At 64.8% G+C, this 19,045-nt stretch carries 17 protein-coding genes; 2 read left to right on the top strand and 15 right to left on the bottom strand.

From position 1 onward, the window contains the following. Nucleotide 1: 1 nt before the first annotated feature. From nrfD to K420_RS18285, 4 genes are all read right to left on the bottom strand, one after another. Entirely contained in the window at nucleotides 2-1,072 is a 1,071-nt protein-coding gene (nrfD, locus tag K420_RS0106315) for an NrfD/PsrC family molybdoenzyme membrane anchor subunit (RefSeq protein ID WP_232422739.1), read from the bottom strand. 2 nt (nucleotides 1,073-1,074) lie between these two features. Next, nucleotides 1,075-1,800, bottom strand: coding sequence for a sulfate reduction electron transfer complex DsrMKJOP subunit DsrO (gene dsrO, locus K420_RS0106310; protein ID WP_027457334.1), 726 nt, complete (start codon nucleotides 1,798-1,800; stop codon nucleotides 1,075-1,077). Nucleotides 1,801-1,981: 181 nt separating this feature from the next. Next, nucleotides 1,982-2,743 (bottom strand): sulfite exporter TauE/SafE family protein, encoded by a 762-nt coding sequence (locus tag K420_RS0106305; protein ID WP_027457333.1) that lies wholly within the window; start codon nucleotides 2,741-2,743, stop codon nucleotides 1,982-1,984. Next, nucleotides 2,733-3,239 carry a response regulator transcription factor gene (locus K420_RS18285; RefSeq protein ID WP_084019575.1) on the bottom strand — a complete coding sequence of 169 codons (507 nt, stop codon included), beginning with the start codon at nucleotides 3,237-3,239 and terminating at the stop codon, nucleotides 2,733-2,735. The genes K420_RS0106305 and K420_RS18285 overlap by 11 nt, the downstream gene beginning before the upstream one ends. A 130-nt stretch (nucleotides 3,240-3,369) precedes the next feature. On the opposite strand from K420_RS18285, the gene K420_RS0106295 reads away from it, so the two are divergent. Then, nucleotides 3,370-4,176: an AraC family transcriptional regulator gene (locus tag K420_RS0106295; protein WP_027457332.1), complete on the top strand. Its 807-nt coding sequence runs from the start codon at nucleotides 3,370-3,372 to the stop codon at nucleotides 4,174-4,176. A gap of 103 nt (nucleotides 4,177-4,279) precedes the next feature. Here the strand turns inward: K420_RS0106295 and K420_RS0106290 are convergent, their stop codons facing one another. Then, nucleotides 4,280-4,966, bottom strand: a complete 687-nt coding sequence (locus K420_RS0106290) for a PepSY-associated TM helix domain-containing protein (protein WP_027457331.1) — start codon at nucleotides 4,964-4,966, stop codon at nucleotides 4,280-4,282. Between the two features lie 120 nt (nucleotides 4,967-5,086). Beyond that, a complete protein-coding gene (locus tag K420_RS0106285; RefSeq protein ID WP_027457330.1) occupies nucleotides 5,087-7,216 on the bottom strand; it encodes a TonB-dependent receptor in 2,130 nt (709 codons plus the stop codon). A gap of 352 nt (nucleotides 7,217-7,568) precedes the next feature. Here K420_RS0106285 and rpoH point away from each other — a divergent pair, with 352 nt between their 5' ends. Further along, nucleotides 7,569-8,429: an RNA polymerase sigma factor RpoH gene (gene rpoH, locus K420_RS0106280; RefSeq protein WP_027457329.1), complete on the top strand. Its 861-nt coding sequence runs from the start codon at nucleotides 7,569-7,571 to the stop codon at nucleotides 8,427-8,429. Nucleotides 8,430-8,503: 74 nt separating this feature from the next. Here rpoH and napH read toward each other — a convergent pair whose 3' ends face one another. The 9 genes from napH to K420_RS0106235 all read right to left on the bottom strand — a co-directional run bounded on the left by napH (nucleotide 8,504) and on the right by K420_RS0106235 (nucleotide 19,007). After that, on the bottom strand, nucleotides 8,504-9,409 hold the full coding sequence (gene napH, locus K420_RS18280) for a quinol dehydrogenase ferredoxin subunit NapH (RefSeq protein WP_088177832.1): 906 nt from the start codon (nucleotides 9,407-9,409) through the stop codon (nucleotides 8,504-8,506). Beyond that, the gene (gene napG, locus K420_RS0106270; protein ID WP_027457328.1) at nucleotides 9,406-10,278 is read right to left on the bottom strand and encodes a ferredoxin-type protein NapG; all 873 of its coding nucleotides are present in this window, start codon (nucleotides 10,276-10,278) and stop codon (nucleotides 9,406-9,408) included. Before napG ends, napH begins: the two co-directional genes overlap by 4 nt. A 195-nt stretch (nucleotides 10,279-10,473) precedes the next feature. Further along, nucleotides 10,474-11,256, bottom strand: coding sequence for a TatD family hydrolase (locus K420_RS0106265; RefSeq protein ID WP_027457327.1), 783 nt, complete (start codon nucleotides 11,254-11,256; stop codon nucleotides 10,474-10,476). Continuing rightward, nucleotides 11,250-12,503, bottom strand: coding sequence for a D-amino acid dehydrogenase (locus K420_RS0106260; RefSeq protein ID WP_027457326.1), 1,254 nt, complete (start codon nucleotides 12,501-12,503; stop codon nucleotides 11,250-11,252). Before K420_RS0106260 ends, K420_RS0106265 begins: the two co-directional genes overlap by 7 nt. Continuing rightward, a complete protein-coding gene (locus K420_RS0106255; RefSeq protein WP_027457325.1) occupies nucleotides 12,500-14,653 on the bottom strand; it encodes a RelA/SpoT family protein in 2,154 nt (717 codons plus the stop codon). Before K420_RS0106255 ends, K420_RS0106260 begins: the two co-directional genes overlap by 4 nt. Before the next feature lie 21 nt (nucleotides 14,654-14,674). Further along, nucleotides 14,675-14,881, bottom strand: coding sequence for a DNA-directed RNA polymerase subunit omega (gene rpoZ, locus K420_RS0106250; protein WP_027457324.1), 207 nt, complete (start codon nucleotides 14,879-14,881; stop codon nucleotides 14,675-14,677). 15 nt (nucleotides 14,882-14,896) lie between these two features. Then, nucleotides 14,897-15,505, bottom strand: coding sequence for a guanylate kinase (gmk, locus tag K420_RS0106245; RefSeq protein WP_027457323.1), 609 nt, complete (start codon nucleotides 15,503-15,505; stop codon nucleotides 14,897-14,899). A 39-nt stretch (nucleotides 15,506-15,544) separates the two neighbouring features. Continuing rightward, complete coding sequence (locus K420_RS19640; RefSeq protein ID WP_051452978.1) at nucleotides 15,545-18,130, bottom strand: response regulator; 2,586 nt, start codon at nucleotides 18,128-18,130, stop codon at nucleotides 15,545-15,547. Nucleotides 18,131-18,140: 10 nt separating this feature from the next. Then, nucleotides 18,141-19,007, bottom strand: coding sequence for a YicC/YloC family endoribonuclease (locus K420_RS0106235; RefSeq protein WP_027457322.1), 867 nt, complete (start codon nucleotides 19,005-19,007; stop codon nucleotides 18,141-18,143). Nucleotides 19,008-19,045: the final 38 nt, after the last annotated feature.

Below are 19,045 nucleotides of genomic sequence, written 5' to 3'. Positions count from 1 at the left end.
CTCAGGCTTCCGCCCGATCATCCCAAGGGATGATGCTGGTCAGGATGATATAAACGGTAAGGCACAGGCCGGCCATGCCGACGATGCCGAGCACGCTGTCCGGGCTCAGGGACAAGGCATAAATGTGAGTGCTGGCGCCCATCTTGGGCATGTTCTGGCCGCCCATGAAGACCATCCAGCGCACCAGCCAGGCGCCATGCAGGGCGAGCAGCGCCGGCCAGAGCAAGACATCGCGGCGGCTACGAGCCAGCCACAGGGTCAGGGCGGTCGTGCCCAGCAACCAGGCCGCACTGAGCAGCCAGCCGAGCGAACCGCGCATCGCGGCCAGGGCATCGGCCGGGCTGGCAGCCAGGCCGGAAACGGCCAGCAGCAGCCAGGCGGCGAGCAGGCCGAGGGTGAGCCACTGGCTGCGTTCCTGCCAGCGATTGATCAACGGAGCGGCCGCACCCTGCCCGATCAGGGCCTCGAACAGACCGACCATGCCCAGGCCGCCACTCACCGCGCTGACGGCGAAGAGCAGCGGAAGCAGCGGCGTATGCCACAACGGCCGGGCCTCGACCACCATCACTTCCATGCCGGTGTAGAGCAGGATGAGCAGGGCGCCGAGCGCACCGACCACCGCCGCGGCACGGATGGCGCCCGGGCTGTCATGGCCGCCATAGGCCAGCCGGCGGTAAAGGGCAGACAGCTGGCCGCCGCGTTCAGCCAGGGCCGCCAGTTGTGGTCTCAGGCACAACCAGGCGTAGAGCAGCAGGCCGATCAGGTAGAGCGGGATGAAGAACGATCCCCAGGCCATCCACGAGCCGAGGTTCGGATGCAGATAGAAGTTGAGGAAACGTCCCGGCTGGTGCAGGTCGGCCAGCAACGCGACCGGCGCGGTCAGGCCGCAGACCAGGGCGGCCAGCAAGGCGCGACGGCCGATACCCTGCCAGGCCGGCAGGCGCCAGACCAGGCCGGGCAACGACAGGAAGAAGGCGGCGGTGGAGATGCCGATCAGGAAGAAATACTGCACGGCCCACGGGAGCCACGCCGCTTCACGGGCAAAACCCAATATCTCGACAGGGTGGTTCATGTTCATCCTCCTTGGTGGCCCGGACGCCACATCATGTCGGCGGCCGACACGCCATCGACACGACCGGACAACTGGTCATCGAGGCCAATATAGAAAACGTGGGGATTCGTGCCGGCTTCCGGCTTCAGCACCCGCGTCTTGCCTTCGGCGGCTTTCAGGCGCTGGCTGATGTCGCTTTGCGGATCGTTGACGTCGCCGAAGATGCGCGCGCCGCCGACGCAGGTTTCGACGCAGGCCGGCAACAGCCCGGCTTCGACGCGATGGCTGCAGAAGGTGCACTTGTCGGCCTTGCCGGTGTGGTGATTGACGAAGCGGGCGTCGTAGGGGCAGGCCTGGACGCAGTAGGCACACCCGACGCAGCGTTCGCCATCGACCAGCACGATGCCGTCCTCCCGCTTGAAGGTAGCGCCGACCGGGCAGACCGGAATGCACGGCGGCTGTTCGCAGTGGTTGCACAGGCGGGGCAACACCGCGAGGCCGGTCTTGCCCTCCTGCGTGCTGACCGCATAGGTGGCGACGACGGTGCGGAATTCGCCCTCCGGCGACGCGTTTTCCATCGAACAGGCCATGGTGCAGGCCTGGCAGGCGATGCATCGCCGCGTATCGACCAGCATCGACCAGTGGGGTTTGCTGTCTTCCGCCGCCTGGGCTGGAACGGCCAGCCCGGCAGTCACAGCCGGCAGCGCCGTGAAGAAGGCGCGCCGCGAAAGATCGGGATGAGAACTCATGCCAAGCTCCGTTATTTGATGACGGGCCTAGCTTAGGAGATGCCACGAAACGCGATAATTGGAAAAAGTATCGACCCGGATAGGGAAAAATACCTAGTGCCGGGCTATGCGCTGGCCCCGCAGGCCCCTCTCACGGGGCCTTCCCCCACCCGAGCGCGCGGTCCGATGCCGTTGCCGTGGATCAGCCCCGGGCAAAGAACAAGACGGTCATGGTCAAACCGGTGAGCACAATGCCCCCCCGCAACACGGGGGCCGGTATCCGCCGGGCGACACGCGCCCCCAGGTAACCGCCGGCGGTCGCCGCGAGCATCATCAGCAGCGCGTGCGGCCAGGACACGACGCCCCCCCAGGCATAGATCGCCACCGCGATGGCGGTCAGCAAGGCCGAGACCAGATTCTTGGCGCCGTTCATCGCGTTCAAGCGGGTTTGGCCCAGCAGGCCGAACAGGGCCAGCAGGAGAATCCCCAGCCCCCCGTTGAAGTAGCCCCCATAGATCGAAACGGCCAGCATCCCCGTTGCCGATTTAGCCGGCGAGGCGTGGCCGCCCTGGCTGCCGCGGGCGCTACGCAACAAGCGCGGCCCCAGGGCAAAGAGCAGGGTCGCCAACAGCAACAGCCAGGGGACGATCTTGTTGAAGGTACGATCCTCGGTCACCAGCAGCAAGGTGGCGCCCATTGCGCCACCGGCCAAGCTGAGCAGGATCAGCGTCGGCATGGACAAGCCCGGTGGCGCTTCCAGGTCTTCACGAAATCCGAAAACACCCGAAACATATCCGGGAAGCAGGGCAACGGTGCCGGTCGCATTGGCTGCGACGGGCGGCATGCCGGTGAAGACGAGTGCGGGCAGCGTCAGGAAACTGCCGCCGCCCGCCACGGCATTGAGGGCGCCGGCCAGGAAAGCCGCTCCGAGCAAGAGGGCGATGAGCGATGGGTCATTCCACATGTTGCAACTGGCTCCGGAATGCAGTCGAAGGAGACGCCAAGGCTGGTCGCACATGGCGCCAACCATCCGGCGATGGTGCGTAGGGATGGCGCTGCCAGGGCACCGCCCGGCCCGTCCGGATGGCCGCGACGAGGCGATTGACCCGAGCGATCAGCCGCGAGCGATCCGGCCCCTTGCGCAGAAAGTCGAGCGCACCGTTCTGCATGGCTGTGACGGCACTGGCGACATCCGCCGACGACGCCATGAAGATCAGCGGCAGCGAAATTTGCCGCTGGTTGAGACAACGCTGCAAGGCCAGTCCGCTCATGCCCGGCAGATGCAATTCCAGGAGCAGGCACCCGGCCTGAACGCGATCGTGGTTTTCGAGGAAGGCTTCGGCACTTTCGAAGGCGCGGACCGTCAAGCCATCCGTCTGAAGCTGGCCGGCCAGGGAACAACGGCAATCGGCGTCACCATCCACCACGTAGACTGTGCACTCACGGCAAGAGAAGCCCATGCTGAATCCTTTCACTATTGGACGAACGATCGCCCGCGCGCTCAAGACACCGGGCAGAGGGCCAGCCGGCGGCTTGCATTGGCGATGACGGGCAAGTTAGCATCGCCGCAACATGCCTGCTAACGCCAAAATGCCAACGAATATCGCCAAACGGACAGCACGGGGGCTATCCGAAAGGCAGCTGTCGGCCCTCAAGACATTGCCAAGAGCGCTTTATGGCCAGGCTGAAACACTGCCTAACCAAGCCCTGCGCCATCGTCACAGCCATCCCTGGGGACAACTGGCCTACGCCGCGGAAGGGGTCATCGAGGTGCATACCGATGCCGGGCGCTTCGTCGCGCCGCCCCAGCGCGCGATATGGATACCGCCCGGCATCGCGCACCGGGTGACCTGCGGCCCGGCAACCTGTATCCGCAGCCTCTACATTCAAGCCGACATCGCCGGCTGGGCGAGCGATCGTTGCCGGGTGATCGTGGTCAGCCCCCTGTTGCGTGAAATGATTCGGCATTTCAGCCAGTTGCCAGTCGAATATGCCGAGCAGGGGCCGGACGGACGCTTCGCAACTGTATTGCTGGAGACGATCGGCCAGGCTGACGAGGTCGAACTCATGTTGCCCTTGCCGCGCAGTCCGCTCCTTCAAGAGCTGTGTCGCAGCCTGCACAAGCGTCCTGAAGAAAAGCACCGGCTGGCCGAGTGGGCCGATCGCGCCGGCGTTTCAGAAAAAACCCTGAGCCGCCTGTTCGTCAGGGAAACCGGCCTGAGCTTCCGCCACTGGCGCCAGCGCATGCGCCTGCTTGGGGCCCTGCCGGCGCTGGAGCGCGGCGACAGCGTCACCGATGTCGCGCTGGCTTGCGGCTACGACTCGCTTTCGGCGTTCATCGCCGCTTTCAAGAAACAATTCAACTGCACGCCCGGCAATTTCCCGCAATCGGGCTGACGGCCCCATGCAGCGGGCAATCGCCAGGCGATCACCTGGGCGACGGCAGGGCTCATCGCACGGAGGAATGCCGACCGCCGCCGACAAACGGACGATGCAAACTTCACATCGACCACATAAACCATGTCGCCGCGAGCAATGCCCCGAGACTGGTGGTGACCGCAACGGTGTGCATGGCGCGAAGTTGTGTCCACAGCAGGAGTCCGGTGATCGACAACAGCATCAGACTGCCGGCGATGGTGTCCGCCAGCAGCACCCAGAAGGCATTGACGCCGACCGACATGTGCAGGCGGATCAAGGTACCGATCGGGGTGGCGTCGGTATGGTCGAGCTTGACGAAGCGGTTGCCGGCGAAATACTCCGCCGACACACTGCGTTGCGGCGTCTGCAGGCTGACGCTCCAGCGTTCTGGCTGTAGAACCTCGCGATCGTCCCACACGACCGTCTTGGCTGGTTGCTTCTTGACTTGCACAACCTGTTCCGGCGTGAACTTCAGCTCGCCCTGAAGCCAGGCTGCCAGTTCTTCCGGCGTCCCCGGCCTCTGTTCCGGCAAAGCCAGTTGCACGGTTTTCTGGACGCTTTTCTCGACCGGAATCTTCAGGATCGCGCGGTGGTTGAGCAGGATTCCCGTGGCACCGAAGAGCAGGCCAAGAATCGCTCCCCACAGGCCAACGTAGAGGTGAATCTTGCGCACCCAGGTGAGAAAGACCGCCCGTCGGCCACGGCGGCGCGGCAGTGGGTTGGCCTGGGTGGCCTCCCCGGCGCTGACGGAAAGGTTGGCGCGGTCCATGCTCAATCGGTTCCTTGTCGGGGCGGCACGGCCAGGCCGGGAGCGGCGCCCACGGCAAGCAACAGGCCGCAGGCAAGCGCGGCGGTAATGATCTTCCTGCAAGGTTGCATGGCGGGTTCCTCAGAAAGCGTAACGCAGGGTCAGCTGCACCGAACGGGGCGCCCCGGGCAGATTGAGGTTCGGGCTGCTGCCGTGGCCGGAGACAATGTATTGGCGATCGAACAGGTTCATCACGTTGAGCTGTACGTCGAAACCGTTCGTCCGGTAATAACCCATCGCGTCGACGGTGGTGTAGCCCGGCAGGATAACCGTGTTGCCCGGGTTGGCGAAACGCTCGCCAACGTAATTGAGGCCGGCGCCGGCGCCGAAACCCTGGCCCAGGGCCTTGGTCAGCCACAGGTTGGCGCTCTGCTTGGGCGTCAGGGTCGGACGCTTGCCCTGTACCGGCTGGCCGGCGTCGATAGCGACCGAGGAGACCATTTCGGCATCGAGCCAGGCGTAGCCAGACCAGATCTGCCAGCCGTGGGTCAGATCGCCGGTGAAGCTCAGCTCGGCCCCCTGGGTGCGTTGCACACCGAGCGGCACCAGGGTGTTGGTAGCCGGGTTGGTGGTCTTGATGTTGGTGCGCTCGACCCGGAAGAGCGAGGCCGTGGCGGAGGCCATGCCATCGAGGAAATCGAACTTGGCGCCGACTTCGTGGTTGGTGGTTTCCTCGGGCGCGATCTGGGCATTGTTGGCAGCCAGCGCGAAGCCTTCGGCCGAGGGCTGGAAGGACTTGCTGTACGAGACGTAGTAGGACTGGCTCAGGTTTGGCTGGAAGACCAGGCCGGCGCGCGGGCTCCACGCCGAGTCGGTGCGTTCGACGTCGCGCTGGCCGGGGCGGCGCTCACGGGTTTCCTGCTCGAAGCGGTCGTAGCGCATGCCGATCAACGCCTTCCAGTGCTCGGACAGCGTGGCGAGATCCTGCACATAGCCGCTGGTCACGGTCATGATGCCCCGGTTGTCGGTGGACGGCGCCGCGGTGACGCGCAAGGGTAGTACCGGTAGAACCGGGTTGAACAGCGACACCGTCGCGATATTGTTCTGCGTGCGGAACACCTGATCCTTGTTCTGCTTGCCGATTTCGATGCCGTACAGCAACTGATGCTGCATGCCGGCCAGAGTCACCTTCTGGGTCAGTTCGGTCTGGTTGAAATAACCGTCCTCCTGGCGCCGAACATTGCTGCGGTTGAGTGAAGCGGTGCGCGCCGCTTCATTGACCGAGCCGACCAGCGTGTTGTTGCGGTCGAGGCTGTAGTCATAGGCGCGGAAGGCGTTACGGAACGACCATTCGCTGTTGAAGCGGTGGTCCAGGGTGAAGCCGAAGGCGGAAACATCGGCCTGGCTGTAATCGACCTCACGGGCGTTGGCGGCACCGAAATAGGTGCCGGGAGCGACATCGACCGGCCGGCCGCGGTAGGCCGGGATGCCGAAGTCGGTGACGCGGCGGTCGGAGAGGTATTCGCCCTGGATCAGCAGGCGGGTGTCGTCGCCGAGTTTGATGGCCACGGAGGGGGCCAGGGCTTCGCGCTCGAGAAACTGCTGGTCACGGTAGCCGTCGGCGCGTTCCACGGCGCCAGTGAGGCGGATGGCGAGGCTCTTGTCGTTGAAGGTGTGGGCCAGATCGAATTCGCCGCGCCGCTGGTTCCAGCTGCCGACCTGCAGGGTCACTTCGTTACGGTCGATCCCGGGCTTCTTGGTGATGCGGTTGATCAGGCCGCCCGACGAGCCGCGCCCGTAGAGCACCGAGGCCGGTCCTTTGACCACTTCGACCTGCTCGATGTTGGAGAGGTCGCGGAAATACAGCGCATCGTCGCGCAGGCCGTCGATGAACTGGTCGCTGATCGCCGAAAAGCTGCGGATGGTGACCTGGTCGCGCTGGCCATCGCCATGCGACAGGCCGACCCCCGGAATCGCCTTCATGACGTCCTGCATGGAGCGGGCACCCTGGTCGCGCAGCACGCTTTGCGGCACGACATTGACCGTCTGCGGTATGTCGCGCAGGGGGGCTTCGATCTTGGTCGCGCTGCGGGCAACGGACGGATTGTAGGTCGGCGTCGCTTCCCGTGCCGTCGTCACGGTCATGGCAGGCAGTTCGGTCGCCGCATTTGCGGACGAGCCCGCACTGGAGACAGCCGGTTCGGCATAAGAGTAGGGACAAAGTCCCAGGGAAAAACCGATCGCCAAGGCGAGGGGAGTTTTGCGCAGCACAGCGTGTTCCTTTCGTGTTGAGGCACGGGCTGGCGACGGCTGGCTGGTGCAATGACTCGGTTTACTTCAGGCCGGCGGGTTTCACCGCGAGAAGCTGGCAAGTGTAACGAAAGTGTTTCATAATGTAAATAACAACCACTCTCATTTACATTAACTGCACATCCGGGCAGTGAACACATAATGGAGAGCAATGCGTTCGAAACTCGGGGAGAACCGACAGCGGCGCCGACCATTCCTGCCCCCATGAGAACCGGCAGGTCATAACGCACCAGCCTGAAACTTTCCACCCCGTTAGCACTCATAGGCAGCGAGTGCTAATATACAGGTGAACCCTGAAGGAGGATTTAACGCTATGACACATGCCTTGGCTCTTCCCATCCCCTCGACCGTCGGCAACCTCGACGCCTATATTCAGGCGGCGAACCGGTATCCGATGCTGTCCGAGGCCGAGGAGACCCGGCTGGCCGAGCGTTTCCACAACGAAGGCGATGTGGAGGCGGCGCGGCAGCTGGTGCTCTCCCACCTGCGCCTTGTCATCTCGATTGCCCGCGGTTACCTCGGTTACGGCCTGCCGCACGCCGACCTGATCCAGGAAGGCAACATCGGCCTGATGAAGGCCGTCAAGCGCTTCGACCCGGCTCGGGGTGTGCGCTTGGTGTCCTTCGCCATGCACTGGATCAAGGCCGAGATTCACGAATACATCCTGAAGAACTGGCGCCTGGTCAAGGTGGCGACCACCAAGGCGCAGCGCAAGCTGTTTTTCAACCTGCGCAGCCTGAAAGCCGATTACGAAGGCGTCGATACGCTGTCCGGCAGCCAGGCCGCCGAAGTCGCGGCCCGTCTCGGCGTCAAGCAGGACGAAGTGGTCGAGATGGAAACCCGCCTCTCCGGTCGCGACCTGGCACTGGAGGGTAACCCGGAGGACGGCGAGGACGCTTTCGCGCCGATCGACTATCTGGCCGACAGCCGTTACGAGCCGACCCGCGTGCTCGAAAACAAGGCCCTGGCCTACCAGCAGGGCGAAGGTCTGCATGCCGCGCTGGAGGGTCTCGATCCGCGTAGCCGTCGCATCATCGAGGCGCGTTGGCTGCACGACGGCGAGGCGGCCACGCTGCACGAACTGGCTGCCGAGTTCGACGTGTCGGCCGAGCGCATCCGCCAGATCGAAGCGAAGGCGCTGCAAAAGATGCGCGGCCTGCTCACCGCCGCCTGACCGGGCTGCAACGACACAAACAAGAAGGGCACCGCACGGTGCCCTTCTTCATTTCCAGCCATCCGGTTAGCCGCTCAGCGCTTGGCTCCCTGAGCAACGATGGCGATGGTCGAGGCCGGATTGTTGGTGCGCAGCCCGAAGCGGAAGACATCCTTCGAACAGACATCGATGCAACGACCGCAATTGGTGCAGTTCGGCGCCAGGATGACCGGACCGACTCCCTTGCCCTCGCCTTTCAGCGCGGGGCGGATGACCTGCGGTTCGGGACAGACCTCGAAGCAGTCCATGCAGTCGTTACAAGCCGAACGCAGGCTGGCCGAGACGCGCACCGGGCTCCAGCGGCCGACCAGGCTGTAGAAGGCGCCGACCGGGCAGAGACGGCCGCACCAGCCACGGTTCATCACGAACAGGTCGAACAGGAAAATGGCCAGCACCACCATCCAGGCGGCCCCGACACCGAAGATCAGGCCGCGATGCAGCATCGACACCGGGTTGATCAGTTCCCACAGCACGACACCGGTCACCGCCGAGCCGACCAGCGTCATGCCGAGAACCCAGTAGCGGGTCTTGGCCGACAGGCTGCTCGCCCCCTTGATGCCCAGGCGGTCGCGCAGCCAGCCGGCGGCATCAGTCACCATGTTGATCGGGCAAACCCAGCTGCAATACACGCGCCCCCCGACCAGGAAGTAGAAGAGCAGCACGATGCCGACGCCGATCAGCCCGAGCGTTTCCGGGACCTTGCCGGCGAGCAGGGATTGCAGCGCGACGTAGGGATCGGTCAGCGGCAGGACGTTCAGCGTGTAGCTGTAGTTCAGGTTGCCCTTGACGATCCAGATGCCGGCCAGCGGGCCGAGCAGGAACAGGGTCAGGATCGACAACTGCGACAGGCGGCGCAGGATCAGCCATTTGTGGGCGCCGAACCAGCCCTTTGTCTCGACGGCCTCGGCACCGATGCGCTGCTTGTTGGACATCTGGCTCATGGCTTGCCTCCCAGCCCCGGCGGCAGGCTCGGGATGACACCGGCCTCGCTACCGGCCATGCCGCGCATCGCTTCGGTGTGGCCAGAAGCCGGGTCATAGTGACCGGGCAGGACGGCACCTTCGGGCAGCCGGTCGGGCAGGTCGAGCATCTTGGATTCGTCGATCAGCGAACCGCCGGCCTTCTTCTGCTCCTCCCAGCCGACCCGGTAATGCTTGCCGAGCGAGCCCTGGGCCAGCTTGGGCGGCAGGATGCGGATGGCCGATTCCTCGAGGACGCAGGATTTCTCGCATTTGCCGCAACCGGTGCAATGCTCGGAATGCACGGTGGGCAGGAACATGGCGTGGCGACCGGTGCGCTGGTTGGGCTGCAGGTCGAGGGTGATCGCCTTGTCGATGACCGGGCAAACACGGTAACAGACGTCGCAGCGCAGGCCGAGGAAATTGAGACAGGTCTCGTGGTCGATCAGCACCGCGATGCCCATCTTGGCCTTGTTGATGTCGGTCAGCCCATGATCGAGCGCCTTGGTCGGGCAGGCCTTGACGCACGGAATGTCATCGCACATCTCGCACGGGATGTTGCGCGCCGTGAAGAAGGGCGTGCCGGTCGTCACCGGGTCTTCCGGCTTGGCGAGGACCAGCGTGTTGTATGGACAATCGCGGACGCACAGGCCACAGCGGATGCAGGCACCGAGGAAATCGTCTTCCGGCAGGGCGCCGGGCGGGCGCAGGGCGAGGGCCGGCAAGGCCTTCGACTGCTTGGCGTAGAGGCCGAGCCCCAGTCCCAGCATGCCGACGCCGCAGACCATCTTGGCGGAGTCGAAAATGAACTGGCGGCGGGCCGCAGCGCTTTTCGGGGTTTTTTCAGTCATGATTCATCTACTCGACAGTTCAGCCAGCGCCGGATGGGCCCCTTCCCCATCCGGTACCGGCACTCCCTGATTTATTCGGGTCATTCCACCGGGCATTCGCCGCATTGGCCCGTCCTCACACGAGCCCCGGCAACACCGACAGCCAATCTACGCCCATAAGCAATTGCTGCTTTAGCGCAGATCAAAGCCCGGCGATTATCCGCAGAATGTGTGAGGAAATAGATCGGGCAGGACCCGACGCGCGTTCGCCGCGCTCAGCGCCGCCAGCGCCTCGCCGGACAGGCCGCGCAACGCGGCGAGCGACGCGGCGATGCGGGGCAGCTCGGCGGGTGTGTTGCGGCCGCCGTTCAGCCAGGCGGGCGGGATGTCCGGCGCATCGGTTTCGAGGACGATCGCATCAGCCGGCAGCGCAGCCGCCACGGCACGGATGCGCGTCGAGCCGCTGAAAGTCATCGCACCGCCGAAACCCAGCGCGAAGCCAAGCTTGATGAATTCATCGGCCTGCTGCCGGCTGCCGTTGAAAGCATGGGCAATGCCACCCCGCACGCGGTAACGGCGCAACTGCTTGAGGATGGGATCGATCGCCCGCCGGACATGGAGCAGGACAGGCAGATCGAATTCCCGCGCCAGCTTGAGCTGCTCGGTGAAGAAGAAGGTCTGGCGCGCCACGTCGGCATCCGGAACATACAGGTCGAGGCCGATTTCGCCGACCGCCACCGGCCGCTCACGGGCCAGCCACTGACGCAGGACGGCCAGGTCCTCTTCTGCCGCCTGTCCGACATACAGCGGGTGGATGCCGTAGGCGGCGACACACCCCGGGTAGCGGGCGACGGTTTGCCGGGTCTTGGCAAAGCTGGCTGCCTCGACGGCCGGCACGACGATACACCCGACCCCAGCCGCCCGGGCAGCCGCCTGCACCACGTCGCGGTCGGCATCGAACTCGGCCGCGTCGAGGTGGCAGTGCGTGTCGATCAACATGTGAGAAAGGGAAAGTCCGGGTCGGGGCGCGTGCCGCTGATCATTTCGGCCAGGGCCGCAGCGGAGCCGCAGGACATCGTCCAGCCCAGCGTGCCGTGGCCGGTGTTCAGCCACAGGTTGCTCAGGCGGCTGCGGCCGATGAGCGGCACGTTGGACGGTGTGGCCGGGCGCAAGCCACACCAGAGGGCCGGTTCGCCGACGGTCTGCAGGCGCGGGAAGAGCTGGCGGGTACGTTCGATCAGCGACTGGCAACGCACCGGGTTGAGATCGAGGTTGTAGCCGGTGAATTCGGCGGTGCCGGCAATGCGCAGCCGGTTGCCGAGGCGGGAGAAAACCAGCTTGCGCTCATCGTCGGTCAGGCTGACGCTGGGTGCCCCGCTCGCCTCGGCCAGGGGCAGCGTCACCGAATAGCCCTTGGCCGGGAAGACCGGGATGTCGAGGCCGATCGGCCGCAGGAGCAGCGACGAATAGCTGCCGAGTGCGACAACGTAGGCATCCGCCGTCAGCAGTTCCGGCTCCTTGCCGTTATGGACGACCACACCGGCCACTTTGCTACCCGCGGCGGCGAGCCGTTCAATGGTCGTTCCATAGCGGAAATCGACCCCGGCTGCCCGGGCATGTTCGGCCAGGGCGCGGGTGAATTGGTGGGCATCGCCCGATTCGTCGGAGCGGGTGTAATCGCCGCCGACCAGCAGGTGCCGGGCGTCGGCCAAAGCCGGCTCCAGTTCGAGGCAGCGGTCGACATCGACGGTGTCGCGATCGAGCCCGAACTGGCGCATCAGACGCGCGGCTTGCTCGGCTTGGGCGAGCTCCTTCGGATCGGTGTAGAGGTGCAGGATGCCGCGTTCGAGATGGTCGTAATGCAGGTTCAACTCGGTGCGCAGCGCCTGCAGGCAGCGTCGGCTGTAGAGGGCGAGGGAGATGATGGCAGCGATGTTGCGCCGCGTCCGGCCGGGCAGGCATTCGACCAGAAAGCGCAGGCCCCAGGCAAGTTGTGCCGGGTCGGCCCGCCAGCGCCAGAGCAGTGGCGCATCCTCGCGCCCCAGCCATTTCAGCACACGGGGCAGGACGTGGGGATTGGCCCAGGGTTCCGCATGCGAGACGGAAATCTGCCCGCCGTTGGCAAAACTGGTTTCATTGCCGGCCACTGGCTGGCGGTCCACGACCGTCACCTGATGCCCGGCGCGGGCGAGATACCATGCACTCGTCGTGCCGACGACGCCGGCACCCAGCACGAGGACTCTCAAGCCTCGCCTCCCCTTTCACGGGCAATCCGGGTCACTTCCGGAATGTGGCGCAGGCCGCGCATCACCGCCGCCAGATGATTGCGGTGGGCGACCTGGATGGTGAAACGCAGCGTGGTGAACAGCCGCTCGGGGTCGGCATCCATCGCCACATGCTCGATATTCGAACCCGCCTCGGCAATGGCGGCGGCGACCTGGGCCAGCACACCGCGTGCGTTCTTGACCTCGACGTTGATGTGGATGTCGAACAACTTGCCCTCGACCGGCTCCCATTCGACATCAATCCACTTCTGCGGCTCGCTCGAACGCGACTTGCGGATGCTCGGGCAGTCGTGGGTATGAATGACCAGGCCGCTGCCCTTCCTGATCGAGCCGATGATCGGATCGCCCGGAATCGGCTGGCAGCAGCGGGCGAGCTGGATCGCCATGCCCTCGGTCCCGTGGATGGCGAGGGTCATGTTGCTCGGCGAATCGGCCGACAGATCCTCGCGCGCCAGCAGGCGGCGGGCAACGACGGACGGCAGGCGCTTGCCCAAGCCGATTTCGGTGTAGACCTCCTCCATCGACTTCTGGCCGCCCGACTTGACCAGGGCATCCCAGGCCTCGGCCGGGATCGAAATCGGCACGACGCCCAGCGAGAGCAGTTCCTGCCGCAGCAGGCGCTCGCCAAGGCGGGCCGACTCCTCGTTCTGCATGGTGCGCAGGAAATGACGGATCTTGCTGCGCGCCCGGCCGGTCTTGACGTAGGTCAGCCACACCGGGTTGGGGCTGGCCTGCGGCGAGGTGATGATCTCGACCAGGTCGCCGTTCTTCAGTTCGGTGCGCAACGGCGCCAGTTCATGATTGACCCGCGCCGACGAGCAATGATGGCCGACATCGGTATGCACGGCGTAGGCGAAATCGACCACCGTCGCCCCGCTCGGCATGGCGAGAATCTTGCCCTTCGGCGTGAAGACATAGACCTCGTCGGGGAAGAGGTCGATCTTGACGTTCTCGAAGAATTCCGACGAATCGGAAGTCTGCATTTCGAGCAGCGACTGCAACCATTTGTGCGTCTTGATCTGCAGGTCGGCGCCCGATTCCTCGGTGTCCTTGTACAGCCAGTGGGCGGCAACGCCTTCCTGGGCAACATGATGCATCTCGCGGGTGCGGATCTGCACCTCGACCGGGGTGCCGTAGGGGCCGATCAGCGTGGTGTGCAGCGACTGGTAGCCGTTGGCCTTGGGGATGGCGATGTAGTCCTTGAACTTGCCGGGCACCGGCTTGAACAGGCTGTGCAGCGCACCGAGCGCCAGGTAGCAGGTCGGCACGTTGTCGACCACGACGCGGAAGCCGTAGATGTCGAGCACCTGCGAGAAGGACAGGTGCTTGTCCTTCATCTTGCGGAAAATCGAATACAGGCTCTTCTCGCGGCCGAAGACATCGGCCCGCAGGCCGGCATGCGCCAGCTTGTCGCGGATGCCGTCGAGGATGCGGGTGAGCAGCTCCTTGCGGTTGCCGCGTGCGGCGCGCAGGGCCTTGGCCAGCACCTCGGCGCGATGCGGATGGATCAGCGTGAAGCACAGATCCTGCAACTCGCGGTACAGCTTGTTGAGCCCCAGACGCAGTGCGATCGGGGCGTAGATTTCCAGCGTTTCGCGGGCGATGCGGGCGCGCTTGTCGGCGCGCATGGCCGACATGGTCTGCAGGTTGTGCTGGCGGTCGGCCAGCTTGATGAGCACAACGCGCAAATCGCGCGCCATGGCCATCAGCATCTTGCGGAAATTCTCGGCCTGCGCCTCCTGGTAGGAGGCAAACTCCATCTTGTCGAGCTTGGACAGGCCATCAACCAGCTCGGCGACTTCCTTGCCGAACTTCTCGGCCAGTTCGTGCTTGGTCGTCCCCGTGTCTTCGAGGACGTCGTGCATCAGCGCCGCACAGATGGCGTCAGCATCCATGCGCCAATCGACAACGGCACCGGCGACGGACAGCGGATGGGTGATGTAGGGCTCGCCGGACATGCGCTTCTGATGCGCATGCGCCTCGGCCGCGAAAGCGTACGCGGCCTTGATACGTTCTACGTCGGCGGGCGGGAGATAGTCGAGACTATCGATGAAGACCCGGTAAGCGGGCTCCACACTGGCGGGCGGCGGGGATGACGGCGCAGGATCCATCAAGCGTCACCGCCCCGGAAATCAGGCCTGGCCGCGGTTCAGCACTTCCAGACCGACCTTGCCTGCCCCCATTTCCTTCAGCGCGACGACGGTCGGCTTGTGCTTCTCGGCATCGACCAGCGGGGTGGCGCCGTTCGCCAGCTGGCGGGCGCGATGGGCAGCGGCCAGGGTCATCTGGAAACGGTTCGGGATCTTCTTCAGGCAATCATCAACGGTAACGCGGGCCATGCTCAACCTCTAATTTCAGATCAATCTTTCGAACAGGGCGGCGTGACGGACACGTTGCGCCCCGAAGCTCAGGCGGGAAGCCCGCACGACGGCGAGAAGCTCTTCCAGGGCCTGTGCCAACTGGTCGTTAATAATAACATAGTCGAATTCCCCGACATGGCGCATCTCGGCCTGTGCCGCGGCCAGACGCCGGGCGATGACGTCGGCGCTGTCGGTGCCGCGTCCGGTCAGCCGGCGGGTCAACTCCTCCATCGACGGCGGCAGGATGAAGATACCGATCGCCTGCGGGAAAAGCTTGCGCACCTGCTGGGCGCCCTGCCAGTCGATTTCGAGCAGCACGTCATGGCCGGCGGCCAGCTGGTCGGCGATCCACTTCTGCGACGTGCCGTAGAAATTGCCGTGCACCTCGGCCCATTCGAGAAACTCATGGCGGGCGATCATGGCCTGGAACGCCACGGTATCGACGAAATGGTACTCCCGCCCGTCCTGCTCACCCGGCCGCGGACTGCGGGTCGTGTAGGAGATCGACAGATGAACGCTGGCCTCCCTTTCGAGCAGCAGGCGGACAAGGGTGGTCTTGCCCGCCCCGGAGGGTGCGGCGACGACGAAAAGATTTCCCGACATTGGTGTTTCCCGACAGACTGGCGCCCGGCGCCAAAGCGGTCATTGTAACGGCTGCGGCAGCCAGCGCTGCAGCACGGCGCGCAGGCGATCCGGATCGACCGGTTTGGGCAGGTGGTCGTTCATGCCGGCCGCCAGGCAGCGCTGGCGATCTTCGGCGAAAGCATTGGCCGTCATCGCGACGATCGGCGTCGTTGTGTAGCCCGGCAACTGGCGAATGCGGCGAGTGACCTCGAGGCCGTCGATGCCGGGCATCAGCAGATCCATCAGGATCAGGTCGTAGCGGGCTTGCTGCACCTTGGCCAAGGCCTGCTCGCCATCGACGGCGATATCGAGCGGCAAGCCGGCGATTTCACGGATCAACTCAGTCGCCACTTCGCGATTGAGCGGTTCGTCCTCGACCAGCAGGATGCGCACGCCCCCGGCATCGGCTGCTCGTTCGCCAGGGGCGGGCTGCGCTGCCGGCTGACCGGCGGGCGAAGCGTCTTCGGCGACCGGCCGGCCAAGGCGCACCGTCAGCCAGAAGGTGCTCCCCCGCCCCGGCTCGCTGTCGACGCCCGCCTCTCCGCCCATTAGTTCGGCCAGGTGGCGCGTGATGGCGAGACCGAGACCAGTGCCACCGTACTTGCGGGTCGTCGAGTTGTCGGCCTGTTCGAACGGGCTGAACAGGCGGGCCAGCACGTCGGGGGCGATACCGATGCCACTGTCTTCGACCTCGAAACGCACGAGCAATGAACGAGCATCCTCTTCGAGCACTGCGGCGCGCAGGACGATGCTGCCGGAATCGGTGAACTTGATGGCATTGCTGACGTAGTTGAGCAAGGCCTGGCTGAGCCGGGTACGGTCGCCCACCAGCACCGGCGGCAGGCAGGCGACCTGGGTACGGAAGCTGAGCCCCTTGGCCGAGGCCTTGTCGGCATTCAGGCAAACGAGACGCTCGATCACGTCGACAACGCGGAAGGGGGCTGCTTCGAGGGCCAGGTGCCCGGATTCGATCTTCGAAATATCCAGCACATCGTTGATGATCGACAACAGGTGCTCGGCCGAACCGAGCATCTTGTCCAGACGGTCGGCCTGCCGTGTCGTCGGATTGTCGCGGCGCAACAGGTGGGCGAGTCCGACGATGGCGTTCATCGGCGTGCGGATTTCGTGGCTCATGTTGGCCAGGAAGGCACTCTTCGCCCGGTTGGCCGCCTCCGCTGCCACCTTGGCCTGCTCCAGTTGCTGCGTGCGTTCCTGCACCCGTTGTTCGAGACGCTGGCGATAGACCTCGAGTTCCCGGGCGTTGCGCCGGGATTCATCGACATCGGCGATCAGGCCAACCAGGCCGACGAAGTGGCCCGCCTCGTCAAGCAAGCGGCGCCCGCACAAAAGCCCCCAGAAAGCCTTCCCGTCCTCGCGGATGTATTCGCGCTCGACCCGGACGAAGGGAATCTCGCTGGCCATCAGCTTGAGCATCTTCTCGCGACCGATTTCGCGCTCGTCGGGATGGATCAGGGCAACGTACTCGCGGCCGATCAACTGCTCGAGGGGCAGGCCCCACATGCTCGCCATGCGTTCGTTGGCGAAAACGATGACACCCCGCGGATCGACCAGGAAGATCGCCCCATCCGAAGTATCGAGGATGGTACGCAGGACCCGCTCGCGCTCGCCGAGACGGCCAGCATAGCGGTGCAGCATGAAAACGGCGCCGCCGCTCAACGCAACGAAGATGGCGAGCAGACTAAGGATGCCGCGCCGCTGCCGGTGCCAGGGTTCCAGATAGGCATCCTCGGAAACGCCGACATTGATATAGAAGCGGTACTCCGGGTTGAAGCGATAGACATGCAGGCGGCGAACACCATCCAGGCTGGTCACGCCGGAAACATAGCTACCAGCCTGCGGGTTGGCGGCGAGCGCTTCCCGGAAGTCGTCGGAAAGCCGTGTCGCGCCGGGTTCGCCCACCGCTTCGTTCCAGGGCGCCCGCGCCAGCAGGGCCAGGTCGGCATCGCGCATGGCGACCGAACCGGACGGTCCGGTACGTAGCCCGGCGAACTGCTGCTGGAAGAAATCCAGCCCGATGCTGGCCAAGGCGATACCGGCGAAGCGGCCATCGATGTCGGGCAGGCGACGGGCCACAACGATGGCCCACTTGCCGCTGATCTTGCCGCGCACCGGTTTCGAGGTGATGCGCTCGAGCAACGGATCGTCCCGCAGACGCTGGAAATATTCCCGGTCATGGACCAGCGCGCTCGCCCCGGAACTGCCATCAAGGCCGACAACCACCTCGCCGGTGGCATTGGTGATACGAATCGCGACCAGGGGTTTCTGCCGCTCGCGCTGACGGGCAAGGAAGCGGTCGAGTGCCGCGACATCGAGATTGCCCAGGCGCAGGTGTTCGGCGTAATGGTCGATGGCATCGCGCAGCAGGAGATCGATCTTCTCCAGCGAATTGGCCACGTCCCGCTCGACGAGGAGCGCCAGGTTCTCGGTTTCCAGCAGGGTGCGCTGCCGCTGCTGTTCCTGCGCATTTTCCAGCAGGTAGAGGCTGAGGGAGACAGCCAGCAGGACGAGCAACAGCCAGCTCAAAATGAAGCGCCGGGCCAGAACGGTCGAGGAAAGCGGGGAGAACTGGCCGGCCGGGTGCATGGCGTTCGAGCTACTCCAGGTTCTGTATCTGTTCGCGCATTTGCTCGATGAGCAGCTTGAGATCCATCGAGGCCTGCGACACGTCGGTGATCGCCGACTTGGAACCGAGCGTGTTGGCCTCGCGGTTCAGTTCCTGCATCAGGAAATCGAGCCGTTTGCCGCAGGCGCCGCCCTGTTTCAGCACCCGTTCGACCTCGTCGAGGTGAGTGGTCAGCCGGCTCAGTTCTTCGGCGACGTCGATGCGCGTCGCGAAGACGGCCACCTCCTGCAGGATGCGGTCGTCGCTGGCGTTACCCAGTGCCTCGACCAGGCGCTGGCGCAGTTTGTCGGTGAACAGGGCCTGCGCTTCCGGAATGCGCGGTGCGACGCGCCCGACGATGTCGCGCATGGCCTTGACGCGATCGAGGATCATCGCCGCCAGCTTGTCGCCCTCGCGACCACGGCTGGCCGTGAAATCGTCGAGCGCCTCGCGGGCGAGGGCCAGAACTTCCGGGCCGAGGGCCGCGAAATCGACCCCCTGGTCACCGAACATGCCCGGCCAGCGCAGCACCTCATTGACTGACAGCGGCGCGGCGTCGGGCATGCCGGTACGCACCTGGTCGCTCAGGGACTGCAGGGTAGCGAGCAGTTCGCCGTTGAGCTGCAACTGCTCGGCGCGGGCGGCGGCCGGATTGAAGGACAGCCGGCACTCGACCTTGCCGCGCGACAGGCGGGCCGAGAGCAGCTCGCGCAGCGGCATTTCCAGTGCGCGCAGGTCTTCGGCAACGCGAAAATGGAAATCGAGATAACGGGAATTGACGCTTTTTAGTTCGATTTGCAGCGAGCCGCGCTCAACATCGCGGTTTTTCACGGCATATCCGGTCATACTACAGATCATTGTCAGGGAATCTCCAGCTTTACAGGCCGGACGACACG

The sequence above is a fragment of the Dechloromonas agitata is5 genome, from assembly GCF_000519045.1.
GTDB lineage: Bacteria > Pseudomonadota > Gammaproteobacteria > Burkholderiales > Rhodocyclaceae > Azonexus > Azonexus agitatus.
The sequence above is the reverse complement of the archived record's forward strand: the minus strand, read 5'-3'. Positions and strand labels throughout refer to the sequence as shown.

Excerpts from the sequence above, each read along its gene's own strand:
- nrfD (WP_232422739.1), bottom strand. The coding sequence starts at position 1,072 with ATGAACCACCCTGTCGAGATATTGGGTTTTGCCCGTGAAGCGGCGTGG.
- dsrO (WP_027457334.1), bottom strand. The coding sequence starts at position 1,800 with ATGAGTTCTCATCCCGATCTTTCGCGGCGCGCCTTCTTCACGGCGCTG.
- K420_RS0106305 (WP_027457333.1), bottom strand. The coding sequence starts at position 2,743 with ATGTGGAATGACCCATCGCTCATCGCCCTCTTGCTCGGAGCGGCTTTC.
- K420_RS18285 (WP_084019575.1), bottom strand. The coding sequence starts at position 3,239 with ATGGGCTTCTCTTGCCGTGAGTGCACAGTCTACGTGGTGGATGGTGAC.
- K420_RS0106295 (WP_027457332.1), top strand. The coding sequence starts at position 3,370 with ATGCCAACGAATATCGCCAAACGGACAGCACGGGGGCTATCCGAAAGG.
- K420_RS0106290 (WP_027457331.1), bottom strand. The coding sequence starts at position 4,966 with ATGGACCGCGCCAACCTTTCCGTCAGCGCCGGGGAGGCCACCCAGGCC.
- rpoH (WP_027457329.1), top strand. The coding sequence starts at position 7,569 with ATGACACATGCCTTGGCTCTTCCCATCCCCTCGACCGTCGGCAACCTC.
- napH (WP_088177832.1), bottom strand. The coding sequence starts at position 9,409 with ATGAGCCAGATGTCCAACAAGCAGCGCATCGGTGCCGAGGCCGTCGAG.
- napG (WP_027457328.1), bottom strand. The coding sequence starts at position 10,278 with ATGACTGAAAAAACCCCGAAAAGCGCTGCGGCCCGCCGCCAGTTCATT.
- K420_RS0106265 (WP_027457327.1), bottom strand. The coding sequence starts at position 11,256 with ATGTTGATCGACACGCACTGCCACCTCGACGCGGCCGAGTTCGATGCC.
- K420_RS0106255 (WP_027457325.1), bottom strand. The coding sequence starts at position 14,653 with ATGGATCCTGCGCCGTCATCCCCGCCGCCCGCCAGTGTGGAGCCCGCT.
- rpoZ (WP_027457324.1), bottom strand. The coding sequence starts at position 14,881 with ATGGCCCGCGTTACCGTTGATGATTGCCTGAAGAAGATCCCGAACCGT.
- gmk (WP_027457323.1), bottom strand. The coding sequence starts at position 15,505 with ATGTCGGGAAATCTTTTCGTCGTCGCCGCACCCTCCGGGGCGGGCAAG.
- K420_RS19640 (WP_051452978.1), bottom strand. The coding sequence starts at position 18,130 with ATGCACCCGGCCGGCCAGTTCTCCCCGCTTTCCTCGACCGTTCTGGCC.
- K420_RS0106235 (WP_027457322.1), bottom strand. The coding sequence starts at position 19,007 with ATGATCTGTAGTATGACCGGATATGCCGTGAAAAACCGCGATGTTGAG.